The 20414-nt window shown below is 65.1% G+C and carries 19 protein-coding genes; all 19 read right to left on the bottom strand.

Annotation, left to right across the window (positions count from 1 at the left end; genetic code table 11):
• Window positions 1–15: 15 nt before the first annotated feature.
• Entirely contained in the window at window positions 16–951 is a 936-nt protein-coding gene (locus tag ACX80O_RS14540) for an RluA family pseudouridine synthase (RefSeq protein WP_459333868.1), read from the bottom strand.
• The gene (gene lspA, locus ACX80O_RS14535) at window positions 948–1565 is read right to left on the bottom strand and encodes a signal peptidase II (RefSeq protein ID WP_459333867.1); all 618 of its coding nucleotides are present in this window, start codon (window positions 1563–1565) and stop codon (window positions 948–950) included. Before lspA ends, ACX80O_RS14540 begins: the two co-directional genes overlap by 4 nt.
• 167 nt (window positions 1566–1732) lie before the next feature.
• Window positions 1733–2398: a DivIVA domain-containing protein gene (locus tag ACX80O_RS14530; protein WP_459333866.1), complete on the bottom strand. Its 666-nt coding sequence runs from the start codon at window positions 2396–2398 to the stop codon at window positions 1733–1735.
• Between the two features lie 142 nt (window positions 2399–2540).
• The gene (locus ACX80O_RS14525) at window positions 2541–2837 is read right to left on the bottom strand and encodes a YggT family protein (protein WP_459309080.1); all 297 of its coding nucleotides are present in this window, start codon (window positions 2835–2837) and stop codon (window positions 2541–2543) included.
• A gap of 59 nt (window positions 2838–2896) precedes the next feature.
• Window positions 2897–3415 carry a cell division protein SepF gene (locus tag ACX80O_RS14520; protein WP_459309078.1) on the bottom strand — a complete coding sequence of 173 codons (519 nt, stop codon included), beginning with the start codon at window positions 3413–3415 and terminating at the stop codon, window positions 2897–2899.
• A 37-nt stretch (window positions 3416–3452) separates the two neighbouring features.
• Window positions 3453–4199: a YggS family pyridoxal phosphate-dependent enzyme gene (locus ACX80O_RS14515; RefSeq protein WP_459333865.1), complete on the bottom strand. Its 747-nt coding sequence runs from the start codon at window positions 4197–4199 to the stop codon at window positions 3453–3455.
• Window positions 4199–4912: a purine nucleoside phosphorylase YfiH/LACC1 family protein gene (locus ACX80O_RS14510; protein ID WP_459333864.1), complete on the bottom strand. Its 714-nt coding sequence runs from the start codon at window positions 4910–4912 to the stop codon at window positions 4199–4201. The genes ACX80O_RS14515 and ACX80O_RS14510 overlap by 1 nt, the downstream gene beginning before the upstream one ends.
• A gap of 11 nt (window positions 4913–4923) precedes the next feature.
• Window positions 4924–6120: a cell division protein FtsZ gene (gene ftsZ / locus ACX80O_RS14505; RefSeq protein ID WP_459333863.1), complete on the bottom strand. Its 1197-nt coding sequence runs from the start codon at window positions 6118–6120 to the stop codon at window positions 4924–4926.
• Between the two features lie 187 nt (window positions 6121–6307).
• On the bottom strand, window positions 6308–7180 hold the full coding sequence (locus tag ACX80O_RS14500) for a cell division protein FtsQ/DivIB (protein ID WP_459333862.1): 873 nt from the start codon (window positions 7178–7180) through the stop codon (window positions 6308–6310).
• Window positions 7177–8601 (bottom strand): UDP-N-acetylmuramate--L-alanine ligase, encoded by a 1425-nt coding sequence (gene murC / locus ACX80O_RS14495; RefSeq protein WP_459333861.1) that lies wholly within the window; start codon window positions 8599–8601, stop codon window positions 7177–7179. The genes ACX80O_RS14500 and murC overlap by 4 nt, the downstream gene beginning before the upstream one ends.
• The gene (gene murG / locus ACX80O_RS14490) at window positions 8598–9707 is read right to left on the bottom strand and encodes an undecaprenyldiphospho-muramoylpentapeptide beta-N-acetylglucosaminyltransferase (RefSeq protein WP_459309067.1); all 1110 of its coding nucleotides are present in this window, start codon (window positions 9705–9707) and stop codon (window positions 8598–8600) included. Before murG ends, murC begins: the two co-directional genes overlap by 4 nt.
• The gene (gene ftsW, locus ACX80O_RS14485) at window positions 9704–11056 is read right to left on the bottom strand and encodes a putative lipid II flippase FtsW (protein ID WP_459309065.1); all 1353 of its coding nucleotides are present in this window, start codon (window positions 11054–11056) and stop codon (window positions 9704–9706) included. Before ftsW ends, murG begins: the two co-directional genes overlap by 4 nt.
• Window positions 11056–12606: a UDP-N-acetylmuramoyl-L-alanine--D-glutamate ligase gene (gene murD / locus ACX80O_RS14480; RefSeq protein ID WP_459333860.1), complete on the bottom strand. Its 1551-nt coding sequence runs from the start codon at window positions 12604–12606 to the stop codon at window positions 11056–11058. Before murD ends, ftsW begins: the two co-directional genes overlap by 1 nt.
• Window positions 12603–13706 (bottom strand): phospho-N-acetylmuramoyl-pentapeptide-transferase, encoded by a 1104-nt coding sequence (gene mraY / locus ACX80O_RS14475; RefSeq protein WP_459309062.1) that lies wholly within the window; start codon window positions 13704–13706, stop codon window positions 12603–12605. Before mraY ends, murD begins: the two co-directional genes overlap by 4 nt.
• A complete protein-coding gene (locus ACX80O_RS14470; protein ID WP_459333859.1) occupies window positions 13703–15223 on the bottom strand; it encodes a UDP-N-acetylmuramoyl-tripeptide--D-alanyl-D-alanine ligase in 1521 nt (506 codons plus the stop codon). Before ACX80O_RS14470 ends, mraY begins: the two co-directional genes overlap by 4 nt.
• Window positions 15224–15229: 6 nt before the next feature.
• Window positions 15230–16876, bottom strand: a complete 1647-nt coding sequence (locus ACX80O_RS14465) for a UDP-N-acetylmuramoyl-L-alanyl-D-glutamate--2,6-diaminopimelate ligase (RefSeq protein ID WP_459333879.1) — start codon at window positions 16874–16876, stop codon at window positions 15230–15232.
• A gap of 57 nt (window positions 16877–16933) precedes the next feature.
• A complete protein-coding gene (locus tag ACX80O_RS14460) occupies window positions 16934–18703 on the bottom strand; it encodes a peptidoglycan D,D-transpeptidase FtsI family protein (protein ID WP_459333858.1) in 1770 nt (589 codons plus the stop codon).
• Between the two features lie 45 nt (window positions 18704–18748).
• Complete coding sequence (gene ftsL, locus ACX80O_RS14455) at window positions 18749–19378, bottom strand: cell division protein FtsL (protein WP_459333857.1); 630 nt, start codon at window positions 19376–19378, stop codon at window positions 18749–18751.
• The gene (gene rsmH / locus ACX80O_RS14450; RefSeq protein ID WP_459333856.1) at window positions 19375–20385 is read right to left on the bottom strand and encodes a 16S rRNA (cytosine(1402)-N(4))-methyltransferase RsmH; all 1011 of its coding nucleotides are present in this window, start codon (window positions 20383–20385) and stop codon (window positions 19375–19377) included. Before rsmH ends, ftsL begins: the two co-directional genes overlap by 4 nt.
• Between the last annotated feature and the right edge of the window lie 29 nt (window positions 20386–20414).

The raw sequence follows: 20414 nt of genomic DNA, 5'->3' as shown, positions 1-20414 counted from the left end.
GCGCGCCGCCCCGGCTCAGATGGTGCCGGAAGCCAGGGCGTCGAGGGCGTACTGGAGATCGTTCGGGTAGGGGCTGGTCGCGCTGACCGTTTCCCCGGTCACCGGATGCTCGAATGTGAGCTGCTGGGCGTGCAGCCACTGGCGGGTGAGCCCCAGATTGGCTGACAGACGCGGGTCGGCACCGTAGGTCAGGTCACCCACGCACGGGTGGCGGAGGGCGGAGAAGTGGACGCGGATCTGGTGGGTCCGGCCCGTCTCGAGGTTGACTTCCAGCAAGCTGGCCTTCCCGAAAGCCTCCAGCACCCGGTAGTGGGTTCTGGAGGGCCTGCCGTCCTCGAGCACGGCGAACCGCCAGTCGTGCGCGGGGTGCCTGCCGATCGGCGCGTCGATGGTCCCCTCGAGCGGGTCCGGGAGCCCCTGCACCAGCGCGTGGTACACCTTGTCCACGGTGCGTTCCTTGAACGCCCGCTTCAACACGGTGTAGGAGTGTTCGGTCTTGGCGACCACCATGGCCCCGGAGGTGCCTACATCGAGGCGGTGCACAATCCCGGCGCGTTCGGGGGCGCCCGACGTCGAGATGCGGTAGCCCGCGCCGGCGAGGGCGCCGACGACGGTGGGCCCCACCCAGCCCGGTGAGGGGTGCGCAGCAACACCGACCGGCTTGTCAATGACCACCAGCTCGTCGTCGTCGTACAGGATGCCCATGCCGTCGACGGTCGCCACGACAACGGCCAGCGGGTCCACACTGGCTGGCACCCGGATCCGGAGCACCGCCCCGGCGGCAGGGCGGTCGGACTTCCCGACCGGTTTCCCGTCGCTGGTCACGAATCCCGCGACGCACCAGGCGGCGGCAGCGGACCGGGACACCCCGGCGACTGCGGCCAACACGGCGTCGGCCCGCGATCCGGCTAATTCCGCCGGTACCCGCTCGTCCCGTTCAATGGCATTCACGCGGCGTCCCCCGAGCCGTCTACCGACGGTTCGTCGTTGCTGCGCTTGCCGTCCATGCCGATGCCGCGCAGGGTGAGCAGGCAGATCAGGCAAACCCCCGTGACAACGCCAGAATCGGCGATGTTGAAGATGGCGAAGTTGGGGAGGGCGATGAAGTCGACGACGTGGCCCTGGCCGAAGGAGGGTTCCCGGACCAGCCTGTCGGTGAGGTTGCCCAGGGCACCGCCGAGGACCAGGCCCAGCGCCGTCGCCCACCACCAGGAAGCAATCTTGCGGACCTGGGTGAGGATGGCGATTGACACGACGGCCATGATGATGGTGAACACCCAGGTGTAGTCGGTGCCGATGGAAAAGGCAGCCCCCGGGTTGCGGATAAAATGCCAGTTCAGAAGCGGCGGAAGCACCGGGGTGATCTGACCCTCGGTCATCGTGGAGACCACCCAGATCTTGGTCAGCTGATCGGCAACATAGATCACTGCACAGCAGACAGCAAAGAGCAGCGCGTAGCGCGCACCGTTGCGCCGGTGGTGGCTGGTGGCTGCCGCAGTGCGCCGGCCGGTGGAGGTTTCGTCGGCACCGGTCGGAAGACCGTGCTCGGGTGTCTGGTCTGTCATAACACTTTCAGGTCTGGCGCTGCCGCTGACCGCGCCGGTCGGGAAAAGGTGCAGTGTCGATACTGCTTACCAGACTACGGCAGAGGCCGGCCGCCGGGGGATCCCGGGGCCGGCCTCTTGTCATGCCTATAACTGATGGCGCCGATTCTCCGGCGCGGGGTGGAACCTTAGGAGCCGGCGGCTTCCGAAGCGACCGATCCGCGGGAATCCAGGTCACGGAGTTGGCCTTCAATGTAGGCCTTAAGCCGTGAGCGGTAGTCGCGTTCGAAGCTCCGGAGCTGCTCAACCTTGCCCTCAAGGACACTCTTCTGCTGCTCGAGTGCACCAAGGGTCTTGCGGGTCTTCTCTTCGGCGTCGCTGACCATGCCGCTGGCTTCGATCTGAGCCTCAGCTATGATTTTGTCCCGCTGCTCTACACCGGCGTTGACATACTCGTCGTGGAGCTTCTGAGCCATGGCCAGCACACCGGCTGCTGATTCGGCGGAGCCGGACGTTGACGCAGCGGGCGTTGCAGCAGCTGCTGGAGCTGGTGCTACCTTGCGCTCTTCGACCTTCGGCTCTTCGACCTTCGACTGTTCCTTCGCCTTCGGATCATCCTTGACCTCTTCAGTGTGCGAAACCGCCGAAACCGGGGCGGGCACTGCAGCTCCCTGGGACGTCGAGGAGGTGGAGTCTGCGAGCTTGCGCCGCAGTTCGTCGTTCTCCTGATTCAGACGTCGGAGCTCTACGACGATCTCGTCGAGGAAATCGTCTACCTCGTCCTGGTCGTAGCCTTCACGAAACTTAGTGGGCTGAAACCTTTTGTTGACAACATCTTCTGGCGTCAGGGCCATCTGGTCACCTCATAGTGGTTATAAGACATGCCTGCCTATGAAGCAGACCTGACTACGGTACCGAATTGCGGACATAAAACTCTAGAATTCACACCAATTATCTGATTCAGCGTATATCTTTTGAGACTCGAAAACTAACCGGCTAGACCGATGTGGCCAGACCAGCGACGACGAACATGAGGATGGTTACGCCGAGGAACACCACCAGGAACGCCAAATCCAGCGATACTCCGCCGAGCCGTACCGGCGGTATCAGCCGTCGCAGGGCCTTGATCGGCGGATCAGTAACAGTGTAAACACCCGACGCGAGCACGAGTGCCAGCCGCTTGGGGCGCCAGCCGCGCGCGAACATCTGCACGGCGTCGTAAACGATCCGAATAATCAGCGCTACCTGGACAACCATCAGTACCAGGTAGATCAGAACAAAAACCAAACTCACGTGGCAGTCACAGTCCTAAAAAGACATTTCGAGAGGAACTCGTGAACCAGTTAACCACGCTAGCTTTGATTGAAGAAACTAGCCTGTGCCTCGCTGGCCTTCTGGTCTTCTCCCAGTACCTCAATATAGGAGGGCGACAGAAGGAAGACTTTGTTGGTGACCCGCTCGATGCTGCCGTGCAGACCGAAAACGAGGCCGGCAGAGAAGTCGACGAGACGCTTGGCATCGGATTCGCCCATGTCGGTGACGTTCATGATGACGGGAATTCCGTCCCTGAAGCTTTCGCCGATGAGCTTTGCATCGTTGTAGGACCGTGGGTGCACCGTGGTGATCTGGCGCAGGGCTGCCGAATCCTCACGTGAGGACTGTGCCCGTTTGATCGGCGTCACCGGGGCCCGGTATTCATCCACCGGCGCGAGCTTGGTCGCCGGGCGTGCGGCGACTTGCCGATCATCTCCGTCGTAATCCACTGAGTGATCCTCGCTCCTGCCAGCTAAATTCTTTTGCTCGGACTCGTAGTGCTCATCACCGTCGGCGAGCCCAAGATAGATCATTGTCTTGCGCAGTGCGCCAGCCATGGTAGCTCCTGTCGTGTCATTGGGTATAGTCCAGACGCTACCGCAAGGGCGGGCGATCGCCGAGGACCTGCGACCCTATTCTGAGGTGTGTCGCGCCGGCCGCGACTGCTGCTTCGAGGTCGCCGCTCATCCCAGCCGAGATCCCCGACGCGGCAGGGAAGTCGACGCGCAGCGACGCTGAGATACAAGCCAGCCGTCCGAACGCTGCCGCCGGGTCTATCCCTAGCGGGGCGACGGCCATCACTCCGGCCAGAGCAAGACCGTCAGTGTCGTCGACCAGGCGTCCGAGCGCGAGGACATCGGCGGGGGCTGCCCCGCCGCGGTGGTGTCCGCTGATGCTCGTCTCACCGCCATGGGGTATCGACAAGTCGACCTGGATGAAGCAGGACAGGGCGGGCGCGGGTCCTTGCCCTGTGCCGGCTTGCCCGGCGGCCACTGCTTTGCCGAGCGCGCGGACCAGCTGCGCCCGGTCGACCGAATGCACCGCATCCGCGTAGCGCGCCACGGAGCGGGCCTTGTTGGTTTGGAGCTGGCCGATGAAATGCCAGTGCAGCTCGAAATCCTTAAGCTCCTGGGCCTTGGCGGCGGCCTCCTGGTCGCGGCTCTCTCCCATGGTGGTGACGCCGAGCCCGGCGAGGATCCGTAGATCGGCTGCGGGGAAGTATTTGGTGACGACGATGAGCTCGGGTTTGTGGGTGCGTCCGGCGTCAGACACTGCCTGTTCGATCCGGCGGTGCACGGCAGAGAGCCGCTCGGCGAGCTCCGCGGCGCGCGGTGACTGCATCAACTGGTCCATACGAGGCCTGCGAACCGACCGGCTGCCGGGCTGCGGCGGTGGGAGTAGAGGGATTCATTTTCGAGAGTGCAGAGGGCCGAGGCATCGTCAGTGACGGTGCGGATCTCCACCCCGAGTGTGGCGAGTTGGCTTCGCACGGCACCGGGCAGATCGAGGCCGGGCGTCCCCCACCGGGTGGTTGCCCACGCCGCTGGGACGACCGCTGCCACCTCGCGCCTCATCTTCTCGGGCACTTCGTAGCATAGCCCGCAGATGGCTGGACCGATCCAGGCGGTCAGGTCCTTGGCATCACCCCGGCGTATCAGCTCGACAGTGTTAGCCACCACGCCGGTCAAGACCCCCTGGCGTCCCGCGTGGATCACCGCACTCGCCCGGCCCGGGCCCCGCCCAGCGGACAGCACCACGGGAACGCAATCCGCGGTCATGACCGCCAGGGGAACCGATCCGTCGGGGCTGACCTGCGCATCGGCGCTAACCGCCTCGACGATCGGTCCGGGATGAACCAGCACCGCGTCCGCTGAGTGAGTCTGGTGCATGAAACGAAGGGAGCCTCCAGCGACACCCAGCGCGGCTTCCAGATCACGGCGCCGCCGACGCACCGAGGTGGGCTTATCCTGCACATGGTGTGCGAGATTGCCCGCCTCGGCGTTCGTGAAGGCTACCCAGCGGCCCGGAGTGATTTCCTGTCGCCAGAAGAACACGGCGTCGATGGTTACTTCAGGAAGTCCGGAACATCGAGTTCGTCCGAGCGGCTCGAAGAGAAGTCAGGCTCGACTACGGCTGGCAGATCGACGTCGAAACCTGAATCCGCTGGCACGGTGTTACCTGACTGCTGTGACCGCTGCGACCAGGCGCCGAGCCCCGCCGAGGCGGGGACTGCTGCCGCCGCCGCCGGTACACTCGCACCGACGGACGGCGCTGAGACGGGCTTGGCAAGCTGCGAATTGGGCTGCGAGGTGGCATCGACCTGATCGAACCCAGCCGCGATGACCGTGACCCGTGCCTCGTCGCCGAGGGCGTCGTCGATGACGGCACCGAAGATGATGTTCGCTTCGGGGTGGGCCACTTCCTGCACCAGTCGGGCGGCCTCGTTGATTTCGAATAGACCCAGATCTGAACCACCCTGAATGGACAGCAGCACCCCGTGCGCGCCATCGATCGATGCTTCGAGGAGCGGCGACGCGATGGCCAGTTCGGCTGCCTTGACCGCACGGTCCTCGCCGCGGGCCGAGCCGATACCCATCAGGGCTGACCCCGCACCTTGCATCACCGACTTCACATCGGCGAAGTCGAGGTTGATCAGGCCCGGAGTGGTGATCAGGTCGGTGATTCCCTGCACGCCGGAGAGCAGGACCTGGTCGGCCGACCGGAAGGCGTCGAGCATCGACACGTTCCGGTCGCTGATGGAGAGCAACCGGTCATTCGGGATCACGATCAAGGTGTCGACCTCGTCGCGGAGGGTATCGATGCCCGTTTCGGCCTGGTTGGACCGTCGACGACCCTCAAAGGTGAAGGGCCGGGTGACTACGCCAATGGTCAGGGCGCCGAGGGAGCGCGCAATGCGGGCGACGACGGGTGCGCCACCGGTTCCGGTGCCACCACCCTCGCCGGCGGTGACGAAGACCATGTCTGCCCCGCGCAGCACCTCTTCGATTTCCTCGGCGTGGTCTTCGGCCGCACGGCGCCCAACCTCCGGGTCGGCGCCGGCACCGAGGCCGCGGGTCAGTTCCCGGCCGACGTCGAGCTTCACATCGGCGTCGCTCATCAACAGGGCCTGTGCGTCGGTGTTGATGGCGATAAATTCCACGCCACGCAAGCCAACCTCGATCATGCGGTTGACGGCGTTCACGCCACCGCCGCCGATGCCTACTACCTTGATGACGGCCAAGTAATTCTGCGGTGCTGCCACGGTCCTGTGTCCCTTGTTCGAATGCGCTGTGTGGGGCTTGATCCGGCTGGATCTGTTCCCAGCCTTCACGTTGACCAACGTTAACTCTCAACTTGAAAGTCAATGTTATGTCAAGTAACTTCTATTCAAGACGCTATGGGCAGGTGCCCTCATCTGCAATGACCGAGCCCGCGTGTCGGATAATTCTTTAGCGAGTGACCGGACTCGACGGCGTGCTGACGTCGAATTCCTTGGCCGGCGGATCGGCCGGCGGAGCGGTAAGCAACGCTTCAAGGACCGACGCCTTGGCCTTGTTCCCTTCGGCGCTCCCCCAGAAGATGGTCTGGTCAGTAGTAAGCGACAGCTTCACTGAATCCACTGAATCCGCCGAAGCGTGCCCCAGCTGGTTCAGGATGCTTTCCGGAAGGGCAGCAAGAACTGTGGCAATTGAGGAAAACACTTCACTGTTCACGGCCTCGGTCCCACCGTCGATCAGCGGTAGCTGCACCGCGTCGCGATCTTTGACGGACGCGAGCTGGCGGCCATCGGCATCGATGAGGACGAACTGTTCGTTGTTCTGCAGGATCGCCACCGGCACGCGTTCGCGGATGGTGATTGCCAGACCGGACGGTGGGACCGCGGCGACGGTAACGCTTTCGATCGGGGCGAAACCCTCAAGGAGCTGTTCCACTTCCTCATCGGCGATCTGTGGCAGCGGTTCGCCGAGCAACGGTTCCAGCGCGGCGGTGGCTTCCTCGGCGGTCACCAGGGTGTTGCCGCTGACGTCAACACTGCGCAGCGCGAGTGCCGGGGAAAAAATCACGTACACCAGCAACCCTGCCATCAGGAGGACCAGGACGATGAGCCCCAGGACGAGGTTCCGCCGTCGCCGCTTCCTGGGCGGCTGGGGGAATGCGACGACGGAGCTGGTCGATTCCTCCTGGGCCGGGGGCAGCCAGGGATCCTCCGGAAGGTCGAGCATGGACACCTTGCTACTGGTGACTCGAGGCACGCTGGCGGGGCCGGGGATGGCGCCCGGCTGGGGCGTGGTACCGGGCCTGCCGGGTTTACGACGGCTCATGAACCTGGTGCCCCCGGCGCTGGCAGTGTCAGCAACCTGACCAGTTCGGCGCCGTACTGGGTGACGTCGCCGGCACCTACTGTGAGAATGATGTCTCCAGCGGCGGCCCGGTCCGCCACCGCTCGCACCGCCTCGTCCGGCTCAGCGATGTACCCGCCCGGCACAGTGAGCCGGTCTGTGATCAGCCGGCTGGTCACGGACGGCGTGGGATCTTCCCGTGCCGCGTAGATGTCCAGCACCGTGGCCGAGTCGGCGAGGCTCAGGGCTGTCGCGAACTCCGCGGCGAATTCCCTGGTCCGAGAGAACAGGTGGGGCTGAAAGAGGACGTGGACGCCGTGCCCGGCGGCGACGGCGCGTGCCGCCCGCAGCGCCGCTGTCACCTCGGTCGGGTGGTGGGCGTACTCGTCGAAGACCCGCACTCCCCTGCCTTCGCCGCGCGCCTCGAACCGGCGGGCGGCACCCGAGAACGTGGCCAGCCCGGCTGCCGCCGCGGCGGGGTCAATACCCAGCTCAAGCGCCACAGCGAAGGCGGCGGTAGCGTTCCTGACATTGTGTTCCCCAGGCACGCTGAGCCGGAGCTCCTGCTCACTCTCGAGCCCGTCCACCGAGAAGGACAGCATGCTCGTCGAGGCGCTGCCGTCGGAGACCGTCGCCCCGATCCGCACGTCAGCGGATAGCGAGTAGCCGTAGGTCCTGACCCGTCGAGTGTCAGCGACCCGTCCGGCCAGGGCAGCCGCGCCGTCGTCGTCCCGGCAGGTCACCAGCAGGCCGTCGTCGACTGGCAGCAGGGCTACGAACCGGTCAAAAACTTCGTGGACCGCTGCGGCAGTGCCGTAGTGGTCGAGGTGATCCGCCTCGACGTTGGTGACCACGGCGATACGGGGTGAGTAGTTCAGGAACGACCCGTCAGATTCGTCGGCTTCCGCGACGAACACGCCGCCCTCAGCCCAGGCGGCGTTGACGCCCAGCGCTGCCACGTCGCCGCCAATGGCGAACGACGGATCCAGCCCGGCGGCCTGCAGCATGACGGTGATCATGGCGGTGGTGGTGGTCTTGCCGTGGGTGCCGGCCACCGCCACGACCTCCGACCCGGTCATGGCGACGGCAAGCGCCTGGGACCGGTGCAGGATCCGCAACCCCTTCTCCTGGGCCTCGACGAGTTCCGGGTTGGTAGCCCTGATCGCGGTCGAAATGACAATGGTGTCAGCGCCGTCAACGTTCTCGGCGCGGTGCCCGACATCGGTGCGGGCGCCAAGGTCGGCGAGGGCCCGGAGGGTCCGCGAATCGGCGGCGTCGGACCCGGACACCGGGACGCCCTGCCCGAGGAGCACCCGGGCAACGGCGGACATACCGGCGCCACCCAGGCCGATGAAGTGGACGTGGCCGAGGCCGGCAGGTGTCAGGCTGGTGGACTGGGTCACGACTGGGCCCCTCGTCCCGCAGCGACGACGAGCCGGGCCATCTGGACGTCGGCGTCCCGCACTCCGAGGGTGGCGCTTGCGGTGGCCATGACGTTCAGGGCCGCAGGGTTTTTCAGGAGTGGGAACACCTGCTCGGCCAGCCAGCCTGCGGTGAGCGACCCGTCCTCCACCAGGAGTGCACCGCCCGAAGCGATCAGGTCGGCCGCGTTGCGGCGTTGTTCACCGTTGCCGTGGGGCAACGGAACAAACACGGCCGGGAGGCCGACGGCGCTGACCTCGCAGACAGTTGCGGCGCCGGCGCGCGCGAGCAAAAGGTCGGCTGCGGCGTAGACGGTCGCCATGTCATCGACGTACTCGATCTGACGGTACCCGTCGGCGTGCAGGGGCCGCCCGTCGGAGCCCGTGACAGCCTTGCCGCCGCCGGTGATGTGCAGCAGCTGGATGCCTTCGGCGGCCAGCAACGGCGCTGCCGCTGTCACAGCACGGTTGATGCTGACGGCACCGGAAGATCCGCCGGTCACGATAAGTGCTGGCTGAGTGCTGGTCAATCCCAGCGCGGTCCGGGCGGCGGCTCTTTCCTCGGCACGGTTGAGGGAGGAGATGCTGCGTCTCATGGGCATGCCGACCACCTGCGCACCGGGCAGCCGGGTCCCCTTGAACGCCACCGCGACCGTGGCGGCAATGCGGGAGCCCAGACGGTTGGCCAGACCCGGGCGGGCGTTGGCCTCGTGGATCACGATGGGGGTTTTCCGCCGCCACGCGGCCAGGTACAGCGGTGTCGAGACGTAGCCCCCAACGCCAACGACGACGTCAGCGTCGGCGCGGTCCAGGACGGCCGACGCCTGACGGACCGCCCGGATCAGCCGGATGGGAAGTTTTACCAGGTCGACCGATGGGCGGCGTGGCATCGGAACACGATCGATCGTCTCGAGCGGGTAGCCCGCGGCCGGAACCAACCGGGTCTCCATTCCGGCGGCAGTGCCCACCACCACTTGCCGGATACCGGGTTCGATCTCCGCCAAGGCATTGGCTATCGCCAACAGGGGGCTGATGTGGCCGGCGGTTCCGCCGCCGGCCAGGACCACCGAAAGAGGGGTTGTGCTCATCGGGTTGCTGGTTCGCTTTCTAGGAAACGGGCGTCTGGGGTGACAGCTGCATCGGCCGCCGGGGCAGGAGGCATCTTGCGGGCGAAGGAGAGCAACACACCGACGGCGGCGAGGGTGAAGGTCAATGCCGATCCGCCGTAGGAAATGAAGGGCAATGGGACGCCGATGACGGGCAGGACACCGGTCACCATCCCAATGTTGACGAAAGCCTGTCCGATCAGCCACACCAGGATGGACCCGAGCAGTATCCGCACAAACGGGTCGGTGTAGCGGCGGGCCACCCGGATGGTGGCGACGGCGAGGATTCCAAAGAGGGCGACGACGACGAGGGTCCCGATCAGCCCGAACTCCTCGCCGATGATGGCGAAGATGAAGTCGTTGTGAGCCTCGGGGATCCAGTTCCATTTCTGCCGGCTCTGCCCGATACCGACGCCCCACCAGCCGCCGGAGGCGAGGGCGAAGAGACCATTGTCGGACTGCAGGCACAGGTCCCGGCCGTCGTCGCAGTTGATCCGCAGCCAGGCGCTGATCCTGTCGCTGCGGTTTCCACTAACCAGGACCATCACCAGTGCACCGGCGATGCCGGCAATACCGGCGATGGTAAACATTTTCATGGGCGCGCCAGCAAAGAAAAGGGCCGCCGCAAGGATCATCATCAAGATGATGACGGTGCCCAGGTCGCCTCCGAGCAGGACCAGCCCGATGGGCAGTCCACCCAGCGGGAGGGCTGGGATCATTGCGTGTTTCCAGTTCCTGACCAGCCTGCCCTTCCGGGCCAGCACGCTGGCCAGCCAGATGGCCAGAGCGAGTTTCGCGGGCTCGGACGGCTGCATCGTGAACCCGCCTATCTGGATCCAGTTCTGGTTGCCGTTGATGTTCACGCCGATGACCAGGACAAGCATCAGGAGCACTATTGCTACCCCCAAGACCGGCCAGGCCAGAAGTCGATAGGTGCGGGCGCCGAAACGGGACAGCAGGAGCATCAGGACCAGCCCTCCGGCGGCCCAGATGGCCTGCCGCAGGAACAGATCGAACTCGCTGGTTCCTTCGGCGATGGCTTCAACCGAGGATGCCGAGAGCACCATCATCAGCCCAATCGCGGTCAGGGCGAGGGCCGATCCGAGAATCATGTAGTAGCTGGCGCCGCTGGCTTGCTTTTCGCTGCCCTCAAGGTACATCCAGAACCGTCCGAAGTGGCCACCGAGCCCCTTCTTCGCTGGACCTGTCGCAGCTGAGCCGGTTGAGGGTGTGCCGGGGGTACGTGGTGCCGCGGCGGGTGGGGTGCCGGCCCGGGAATGCTGACGCATCACCGGCTTCCGGCCGACTGGCCGGGTGGGCGTGGTGACCATTAGAACTCCTTTGCGGTCTTCGCCTGCCCTTCCACGATCACTCGGACTGCCTCGATAAAGGCTTCGCCTCGGTGAGCATAGGAGGAAAACTGATCCATGGATGCCGCCGCCGGAGCCATCAGCACGGTGTCACCGTCGCCGGCCAACCGCGCTGATTCCCTTACCGCCGATTCCATCACCCGTTCGCCCTGAGGCGTGGGTGTGGTCTCGTCGGACAACGTCACAGCTCCAGTCTCCCCTGTGCCCGCTTCGATCAGCGGAACATCCGGAGCGTGTCGGCGCAATGACGCCATCAGGTCCGAGCTGTCGGCGCCAATCAGCACCACCGCCTTAAGCCGCTTCGCATGCTCGATGACCAGCCGGTCATAGTTGACGCCCTTGGAGAGGCCTCCGGCGATCCAGATCACCGAGTGGAAGGCAGACAGCGAGGCTGCCGCGGCGTGTGGGTTGGTCGCCTTGGAGTCGTTGATCCAGAGGATGCCGTCCCGGGAGGAAACCAGCTGGATGCGATGATCGGTGGGCTGGTAGTTCCTGATCCCGGAGCGGATGGCTGCTGGTTCGACGCCGGCGGCCCGCACCAGCGCGGCGGCGGCCAGGGCATTTGCCACCAGATGGCGGGGAACCAGGTCACCCAACTCCCTGATAGCGGCAAGCTCGACAGCCGAATCCTTGCGCTGCTCAATGAAGGCTCGGTCCACGAGCAGGTCGTCGACGACGCCCACCATGCTGACGGCCGGAGTCGACGTCGTGAAGCCGATGGCACGGCATCCCTCGACGACGTCGGCCTCTTCGACCATCCGCTCGGTGGCGGGTTGCTCGGCGTTGTAGATGCAAGCCACTTTGGTGTTGGCGTAGATCTTCGCCTTGTCGGCGGTGTACTGATCGAACCCGCCATGCCAGTCCACGTGGTCCTCCGCCACGTTCAGGCACACGCTGGCCAAAGGCGAGATGGAGCCGGTCCAGTGCAACTGGAAGCTGGAGAGTTCAACGGCGATGAAATCGTAGCCCTGGGGATCCCTGATGGCGTCGAGGATCGGCGTGCCGATATTGCCCGCCGCGACGGCCCGCAGGCCAGCGGCGAGGAGCATCGATTCCACCAGGGAGACAGTGGTGGTCTTCCCGTTGGTTCCGGTGATGGTCAGCCACTCGGCGGTGGGGCGGCCCTCACGGATCCTGACCCGCCAGGCCAGTTCGACATCTCCCCAGACGGCAATGCCAGCTTCGGCGGCAGCCCGTAGCATCGACTGCTGGGGGGTCCAGCCCGGCGAGGTCACTACCAGGTCCGGAAGGGCGCCGTCGATGAGCGGAAGGGTCGTTGCGTGGTCGGGGCCGAGGAGGACGTCCACCGCACCGACGATGGACAGGGTGTCCGCTTTGGCCCGGTTTTCGGCTGAATCGGACCCGTCGATGACGACAACGCGGGCCCCGAGCTCGATCAGGGTGTCGGCAACCGAGAAGCCGGAGAGCCCGATGCCGGTGACGGCCACCCGCAGGCCCCGCCAGTCAGCATCCCAGGTGGTCAGGGACTCAAGGTCGGGAGCGGCGGTCATATCAGCACCACCCATTCGGCGTAGAAAATCCCCATCGCAGTTGCCACGAACAACCCGGCGAGAATCCAGAACCGGACCACCACTGTCACTTCCTGCCAGCCCTTCAGCTCGAAGTGGTGTTGCAATGGTGCCATTTTGAAGACGCGTTTACCGCCGGACAGTTTGAAGTAGCCGACCTGGATGATGACGGAGAGGGTGATCATGACGAACAGTCCGGCGAGGATGACAAGCAGAAGCTGGGTGCGGGACAGGATGGCGAACCCGGCGATGGCGCCACCGATGGCGAGCGAACCGGTGTCGCCCATGAAGATCTTCGCCGGCGAGGTGTTCCACCAGAGGAATCCCACCAGGGCGCCGCACATGGTTCCAGCGATGAGGGCCAGGTCGAGCGGATCACGGACGGTGTAGCAGACGCTGCGGGCGACCTCGTCGAGGGCGCAACTCTGGTTGGACTGCCAGATCCCCATCAACATGTAGGCGCCGAACACCAGGACCGATGCGCCGGCAGCCAGACCGTCGAGGCCGTCGGCGAGATTCACACCATTGCTGGCTGCGGTGATGATGAGGTTGGACCAGATGACGAACAGCACGGCCCCGACGATGGTGCCGGCGAAGGCGAGGTCGATGGACGTGTCACGGATGAAGGAGATCGCCGTGGAGGCCGGCGTCCTGCCGTCCTCGTTGGGGAAACCGAGCGCCAGTACGGCGAAGATGATCCCGACCAGGGTCTGCCCGGCGATCTTCGCCGGGGCGCTCAGGCCGAGGCTGCGCTGCTTGGAGATCTTGATGTAGTCGTCGAAGAATCCGACGACACCCATGCCCACCATGAGCAGGAGCAGCAGGAGGCCCGACATGGAGGGCCCGGTCGACATCCCCGCCCAGATCATCAGGAGATGGGTGACGAAGTAGGCGATCAGCACGGAGCCGACAATGACTGCACCACCCATGGTCGGGGTGCCGCGCTTCGTGTGGTGGGCCGTGGGTCCGTCGTCGCGGATGAACTGGCCGTAGCCCCTGTTCACCAGCAGCTTGATGAACAGGGGGGTGCCCACGAGTGCCAGCACCAGCCCCATGGCTGAGCCGATCAGTAGTGCAATCACAGCTGCAGCCCCCCCTGGAGGTCAGTTGAGCCGGGCACTGATGTTCCAGGCGTGGCGGTGGACGGTGCGTGGGTCGATGACAATGCTATCCGATCGCCCAGGAATCGAAGCCCGGCCCCGTTGGAGGATTTGAACAACACGAGGTCGCCGGGTTGCAGGGCGGTGGTGAGCATCTGCTCGGCGGCTGCAGCGTCATCGGCGAACAGGACCTCATCACCCCATGACCCTTCGAGGACGGCACCGTTGTAGAGGGCGCGTGCCCCCATCCCCACCACCAGAAGCTTGGAGATATTGAGCCGGACCACTACCCGCCCAACGGCGTCGTGCTCCGCAATTGAATCGTCTCCCAGTTCGAGCATTTCGCCGAGCACAGCCCAGGTGCGCCTGCCCCTACCGAGTTCGGCGACGGTGCGGAGCGCTGCCCGCATCGAATCGGGATTGGCGTTGTACGCGTCGTTGATGACTGTGACCCCATCAGCGCGTTCGGTCCGCTCCATGCGCCACCGGCTCTGGGGCTCCCGCCGGGACAGAACAGCGGCGATCACCGCCCCCGGGATGCCGAGGGCTGTGGCCACGGATGCTGCGGCGAGGAGGTTGGTGATCTGGTGGGTCCCGATCAGGCGTGAGGTGACCGGGTAGGCGGCGTCGTCGCCGGGGACGGTGAGCGTGAAAGCCGGGTGCCCGTCGGAGGTGGTCGTGATTGCGGTGGCCCGAATCACCGGGCCCCCGGCGGGCACCCGGGTGTCGTCGGCGGTGAAGTACAGCTTCTGCGCGCCGGTGCGTTGTTCCATCGCGAGCACGCGGGCGTCATCGGCGTTCATGATGGCCGTCCCGGTAGCGGGCAACGCCCGCAGCAGTTCGGATTTCGCGCGGGCGATATTCTCCACGCCACCAAATTCTCCGGCGTGCGCGCTGCCCACGCCCAGGACTACCCCGACGTCGGGCGCAACCATGTCGGCCAGATAGGTGATGTGCCCGATCTTCGTGGCACCCATCTCGATGATGAGGTACCTCGTGTCGTAGTCGGCGCCGAAAACGGTCAGGGGAACACCGACCTCGCCGTTGTAGGAGCCGATCGGAGCGACAGTGGGGGCCTGCTCCGACAGGATGCCTGCCAGCAGATCCTTGGTGGTGGTCTTTCCGGCCGACCCGGTGATACCGATGACGGTCAGCGGCGAGTGGGCGCGCAGACGCCGCACCGCCTCGGCTGCGAGCCGGCCCATGGCCAGCACCACGTCGTCGACCACCACGGCCGGGTACTCGACCTCTCCGTCCGCGCCGGTGTCGACCACCGGGTGCTCCACCAGTGCGAGGACTGCCCCGTTGTGGAAGGCCTGCGGTACGAACTGGTGGCCGTCAGCGGTCTCTCCGGGCTTCGCGACGAACAGGCCGCCGGCCTGCACATCGCGGGAATCCACTGTGACGGAGCTGACGGTCTGGGTCTGCCGCGCTGCGGCTGTGGGGGTCAGGTGGCCCCTGGTTATTGCCGCGATTTCGGCTGCGCTTAGTTCAATCATGACGGTCTAGGATTCTATCCTGTGGCTGGGATGGACAGAGAATCCGTAGCGTGTCAACGCCTTGGCCAACTCCACCCGATCGTCGAGGGGCAGGTTGACTCCCTTGACCTCCTGCCAAACCTCGTGCCCGCGGCCTGCGATCAGGACGGTGTCCGACGACGACGCCATGGCGACAGCGCGGTCAATCGCCTCGGCGCGGGGGTAGATCTCAAGCACCTCACAGGGCAGGGCCGCGGTGGCGCGGGCCTGCAGTGCCCCGGCCAGCACCCCCTGCCGGATCATGGCCTCGTCCTCGTCGTGGGGGTCATCATCGGTGACGATCACCACGTCGGCGAGCCGGGCAGCGGTGGCCCCCATGACGGGCCGCTTGGTTTGGTCCCGCTGACCGGTGGCGCCGAAGACGACGATCAGCCGGGCTCCGGGCACAGTGGGCTTGACCGATTCGAGGGTGCGGGCCAACGCGTCCGGGTTGTGGGCAAAGTCGACTATTGCTGCCGGGTGCTCGCCGATGAGCTGCATGCGTCCCGGCACTGCTGACGAGAACGGGTCGGAGGCGTCGGCGGCGGCCTGCACGTCGGCGACGGGCACGCCCGAGGCAAGCACCATGACCGCGGCGAGTGCGGCGTTGGAGATGTTGAACGTACCCGGCAGGCCGGAGTGCAACGTCAGCCTCTCCCCCGCGGGGCCGTGCAGGGAGAACTGGTGGCCGAGCCCGTGCCTGGCCACGTCGCGAACCTGCCAGTCGGCTGGCGGCCCGGCGACTGCCGCGCCCTCACGTTCGTCATTGTCGGCGTCGTCCCGGGGATCTATGGTGCGGAGGGTGACGACGTCGGCTCCAGCGACCTCAGCCATCATCACCCCCCACGGGTCGTCGACGATGATGACCGCCTGCCGGGCCCGATCCTGCTGGAAAAGTGCAGCCTTGACCGCGAAGTACTCCGCCATGGTGCCGTGGAGGTCCAGATGGTCCTGGGTCAGGTTGGTGAACCCCGCCACGTCGAACCGGACGCCGTCGACCCGCCGGTACTCGATGGCATGGGAAGACACCTCCATGGCTGCGGTCTGAATGCCGCGTTCACGCATCAGGCCCAGGATCCCATGTACCTGGGGGGATTCGGGGGTGGTGAGCGCGCTGGCTATTGGCTGGCCGCCGGCGTGGATTTCGATGGTGCCCATCAGCCCGGTGGTCTTTCCCAGCCCGTGAAGCAGCGCGTTGATGAAGTAGGTGGTGGTGGTTTTTCCGTTGGTGCCCGTCACGCCGAACAGGGTGGGACGGTGGGACCCGGTGGGCTGGCTGTTGAAGATGACAGCGGCGAGGGGGCCCACCAGTTCCCTGAGGCGGGTGGCACTGAACACTGGTGTGGTGCCAGCGGCGTCGGCAACTGCGGCCAGGCCTTCCTCATCGGTCAGCACCGCGACGGCTCCTGCCTTCAGGGCCTGGCCGGTGAAAGAGGCGCCATGTGCGCCTGCGCCGGGGAGTGCGATGTAGAGGTCGCCGGTACGGACCATGCGGGAGTCAATGGCCACGCCGGTCACCTGGGTTCTGGCGCCGTCGTCGTGGCGTCCGGGAATCGGCCGGACTGCCGGTAGCCCGGCGGGGAGGGTGCCAAATGCCTGGTGCAACGGGATGGGGGTCACCGCTGCGGGGCGCATTCCTGCGTCGGGATGCGCTGTTGGATCTTCAATTGTTGGCACGTGTGATGCTCCGGATTAGTACTCGATGGGGTAGGTCTCGGGCTTGCCTGTGGAGGGCGCAACGTTCCTGGCATTGAGCACCTGCTCCATGACCTTCTGGAAGGACTCGCCTGGGATCAGATAATACAGATCTCCCTGCGGACGCTGCAGGGTCACCACCACCACATACTCTGGGTCTTCCATGGGAGCCATGCCGGCGTAAGAAAGGGTGTACCCGTCGTAGCCGCCGGTGGCGCCGGGTGCCTCGGCGGTGCCAGTCTTGGAGCCCACCCGGTACTCATCCAGGGCACCCGAGGCACCCGATCCTTCGACAGTGACGGTTTCGAGCATCTTCTGCAGCTGCGACGAGGTTTCCGGCGACACCACTTCGATGCCCTCATCCTGGGGCACCTTGTGCTCGGTGCCGTCGGGGTCAATGTAGGCGTCGATCAGGCGGGGTTTCAACCGAACACCGTCGTTGGCGATCGTCTGGTAGACCATGGCCGTGTGCAGCGCTGTCTGTGCAAGGCCCTGCCCGAAGAGCACAGTGTACTGCTGCCGGTCATCCCACTCTTCTGGTGGGGCGAGGATGCCACTGGTCTCGCCATTGAGGCCGACGTCGAGTGGCTGGCCGATCCCGAACTTGGTCAGCCAGCCGTAGCGCTGCTGCTTGCTGAGCTGCTCACCGACCATGACCGTGCCGGTGTTCATGGACTTGGCGAAGATTCCGGCAACAGTACGCCGCTCCTCGCCGTGCTCAAAAGCATCCTTGAAGGTCTGGTTACCGACGGTGTAGGTGTTGGGGAGCAGGAATTCGCTGGTCGGTTCAATGACGCCCTCCTCCAGCCCTGCGGCCATCGTGATCAGTTTGGTGGTGGAGCCTGGTTCAAAGGACGAGGTGACCGACAGGGGCTTCCGGAATTCGGGGTCGGTGGCGCCCGGGTTGTTGGGGTCCATGGTGGTGGATTCGGCCATCGCGACGATGCCGCCCGTGTCCGCTTCGACAACCACGATGTTGCCCCACTGGGCGTCGTACTCCTCCACCTGGGAGGCGATGGTCTGCTGCGCGAACCATTGGAGGTCCTGGTCGATGGTCAGTTTTACTGATTGGCCATCCTGGGCGGGAACATCCTCGTTGGTGGCGTAGGGGATGCGGATGCCATCCCCACCGATCTCGAAGGTACGGCTGCCAGCCTTGCCGGTCAGCTTCTCGTTCTGGGTGAGTTCGAGTCCTTCGTTCTCCGAGCCGACAAAGCCGACAATCGATCCAGCAACGGGGCCCGAGGGGTATGTACGGAGGCTGACCGGGTCGGCGTAAACGCCGGGCATCCGCACGGCAAGCGCAGCGTTCTTGACCTCGGGGGTCACCTCGCGGGCCACGTAACCGAACGTCTTGTCCCCAATGATCGACGCTTCAAGGGTGGCTGCATCCTGACCGAGAATCGCCGCGAGCTCGGCGATTCCCTCAGCCATGGTGAGCTCTTCGCGGTCGCCTTCGGTGTTGATCCGCGCGAACGTATCCCCCTCCGCAAGGGTCTGGTCGACGACGACGTCGAAGCGCTCCACGCTCCGGGCCAGGTAGTTTCCCTTACTGTCGAGAATATCGCCCCGCACAGGCTGGACCGGGAAGGATTCGAGCCGCTTGTTGAGCCCGGCCTGCGCCATGCCACCGAGGTCAAGGGCCTGCACCTGGAAAAGGCGGACGCCGAGAACCAGCAGGAGGACCAGGACGAAGGCGAGACCTACCCGGAGCCTTGTAGCACCGAGAGCCACCCGGAATTTGTCGTGCTCAGTTGCTGTAGCCACTTCAATGTCCTTTGGTGTCTCTTCGGTAATCGTTGACCAGGTGCGTTACCCGCCGGTGCCTTGCTGTGGTGCTGGGATCGATCCGCCGTTGAGTTCGATGGCCTGTGGCTGCTCCGCAGGGCTGATGGGCTCCACAACTTCTGCCGGCCCTTCCTCTGCAGCGGCGTCCTCGGCTGCCGTCTCGACCGACGGAGCTTCGGCTGGTGGAGCAGCCGCGGTGGCGGTGAAAACGTCGGGCGCAGCGATGAGGGCCAACGGCTCGCCCCCCTTCGTTGCAGCTTCTGGTACTCCGGCGATTTTCATCGAATCTACATCAATGGATCCAAATCCCGGGGAAGCCACCATGCCGAGTTCCCTGGCTTCGGCGGCAAGATTCTGTGGTGCCTGCAGGTCTTCCATCTGCTGGGTCAGCGCCTGATTTTCCTGGCTCAGGGCAATCTGCTGGTTGCGCAGTTCAACGAGCTCATACTGGCTGCTGGACACCGAGATGTTGAGCATCAACACGGTTACCAGTGCTCCGACGAGGGCGATCATGCTGAAGACGGCGAAGGGGATACGGCGCCGGGCCGGGCCGGCAGGCACGAGGGAGAGCGGGGTTCTGATCTGCTGGGAGGATGCACCGCCCGTTCGGGGGGTAGCCAGCGGCGCGTAGGATTCAGCGAGTTGCTGGCTCATGATGCATTCCTGTCTCTGGTGTTTCGGGACACCTTTTTGATTCGTTCAACGGCCCGCAGTTTGGCCGAGGCCGCCCGCGGGTTTTCTTCGATTTCCTGCTCAGTGGGGGCTTCAGTGCCCCGGGTGAGTGATTTGAGGTACGGTTTGTGCTCCTCAAGCTCCACCGGGAAGCCGACGGGAGCTGAGGACCGCGTTCCGGCGGTGAAGGCAGCCTTGACGATCTTGTCTTCCAGCGAGTGGTACGACATGGCGACGGCCCGGCCGCCAACATTCAGGGACTCGAGGGCGGCGGGAATGGCTCGTTCCAGCACGGTGAGTTCTTCGTTGACTTCGATCCGCAACGCCTGGAAGGTCCGTTTGGCTGGATGGCCACCCGTCCGTGCCGCCGCTGCGGGAACCACCGCCCGAATGACGTCGACCAGCTGACCGGTCGAGGTGAAGGGCGTGTCCCGGCGGGCAGTGACGATGGCTGAGGAGATCCTGCCAGCGAACTTTTCCTCCCCCCAGGAGCGGATAATTTTCAGGAGTTCGGCCTCCGGGTACCCGTTGACGACGTCGGCCGCTGTCTGTCCTGTGCTGGTGTCCATCCGCATGTCCAATGGGGCGTCATAGGAGTAGGCGAAGCCGCGGTCACGTTCGTCGAGCTGAAGTGATGACACCCCGAGGTCGAACAGCACGCCGTCGATGAGGTCGATCCCCAGGTCATCTAGCACCTCGGGGATATCGTCATAGACGGCGTGAACCAGGTCGGTGCGGTCCGCGAAGGCTGCGAGGCGCTCCCCTGCCAGTCCGATGGCTTGCAGGTCCCGGTCAATCCCGACCAGATGGGCCTGCGGGAAACGTTCGAGGAGGAATTCGGAGTGGCCGCCCATGCCCAGCGTTGCGTCGACGACTACCGGGGTGCGGCCTGCAGCAACGGCGGCAAGGAGTGCCGGCTCGAGGAGCGAGGTGCAGCGTTCACGCAATACCGGGACGTGTCGTTCACCGGTAGGGCGATCGTCGCTCATCCATTCGCTCCTTTCTCGGTGTTGTTGTG

The sequence above is a fragment of the Arthrobacter glycogeni genome, from assembly GCF_054511155.1.
This window is presented reverse-complemented; position numbering and strand designations above follow the sequence as displayed.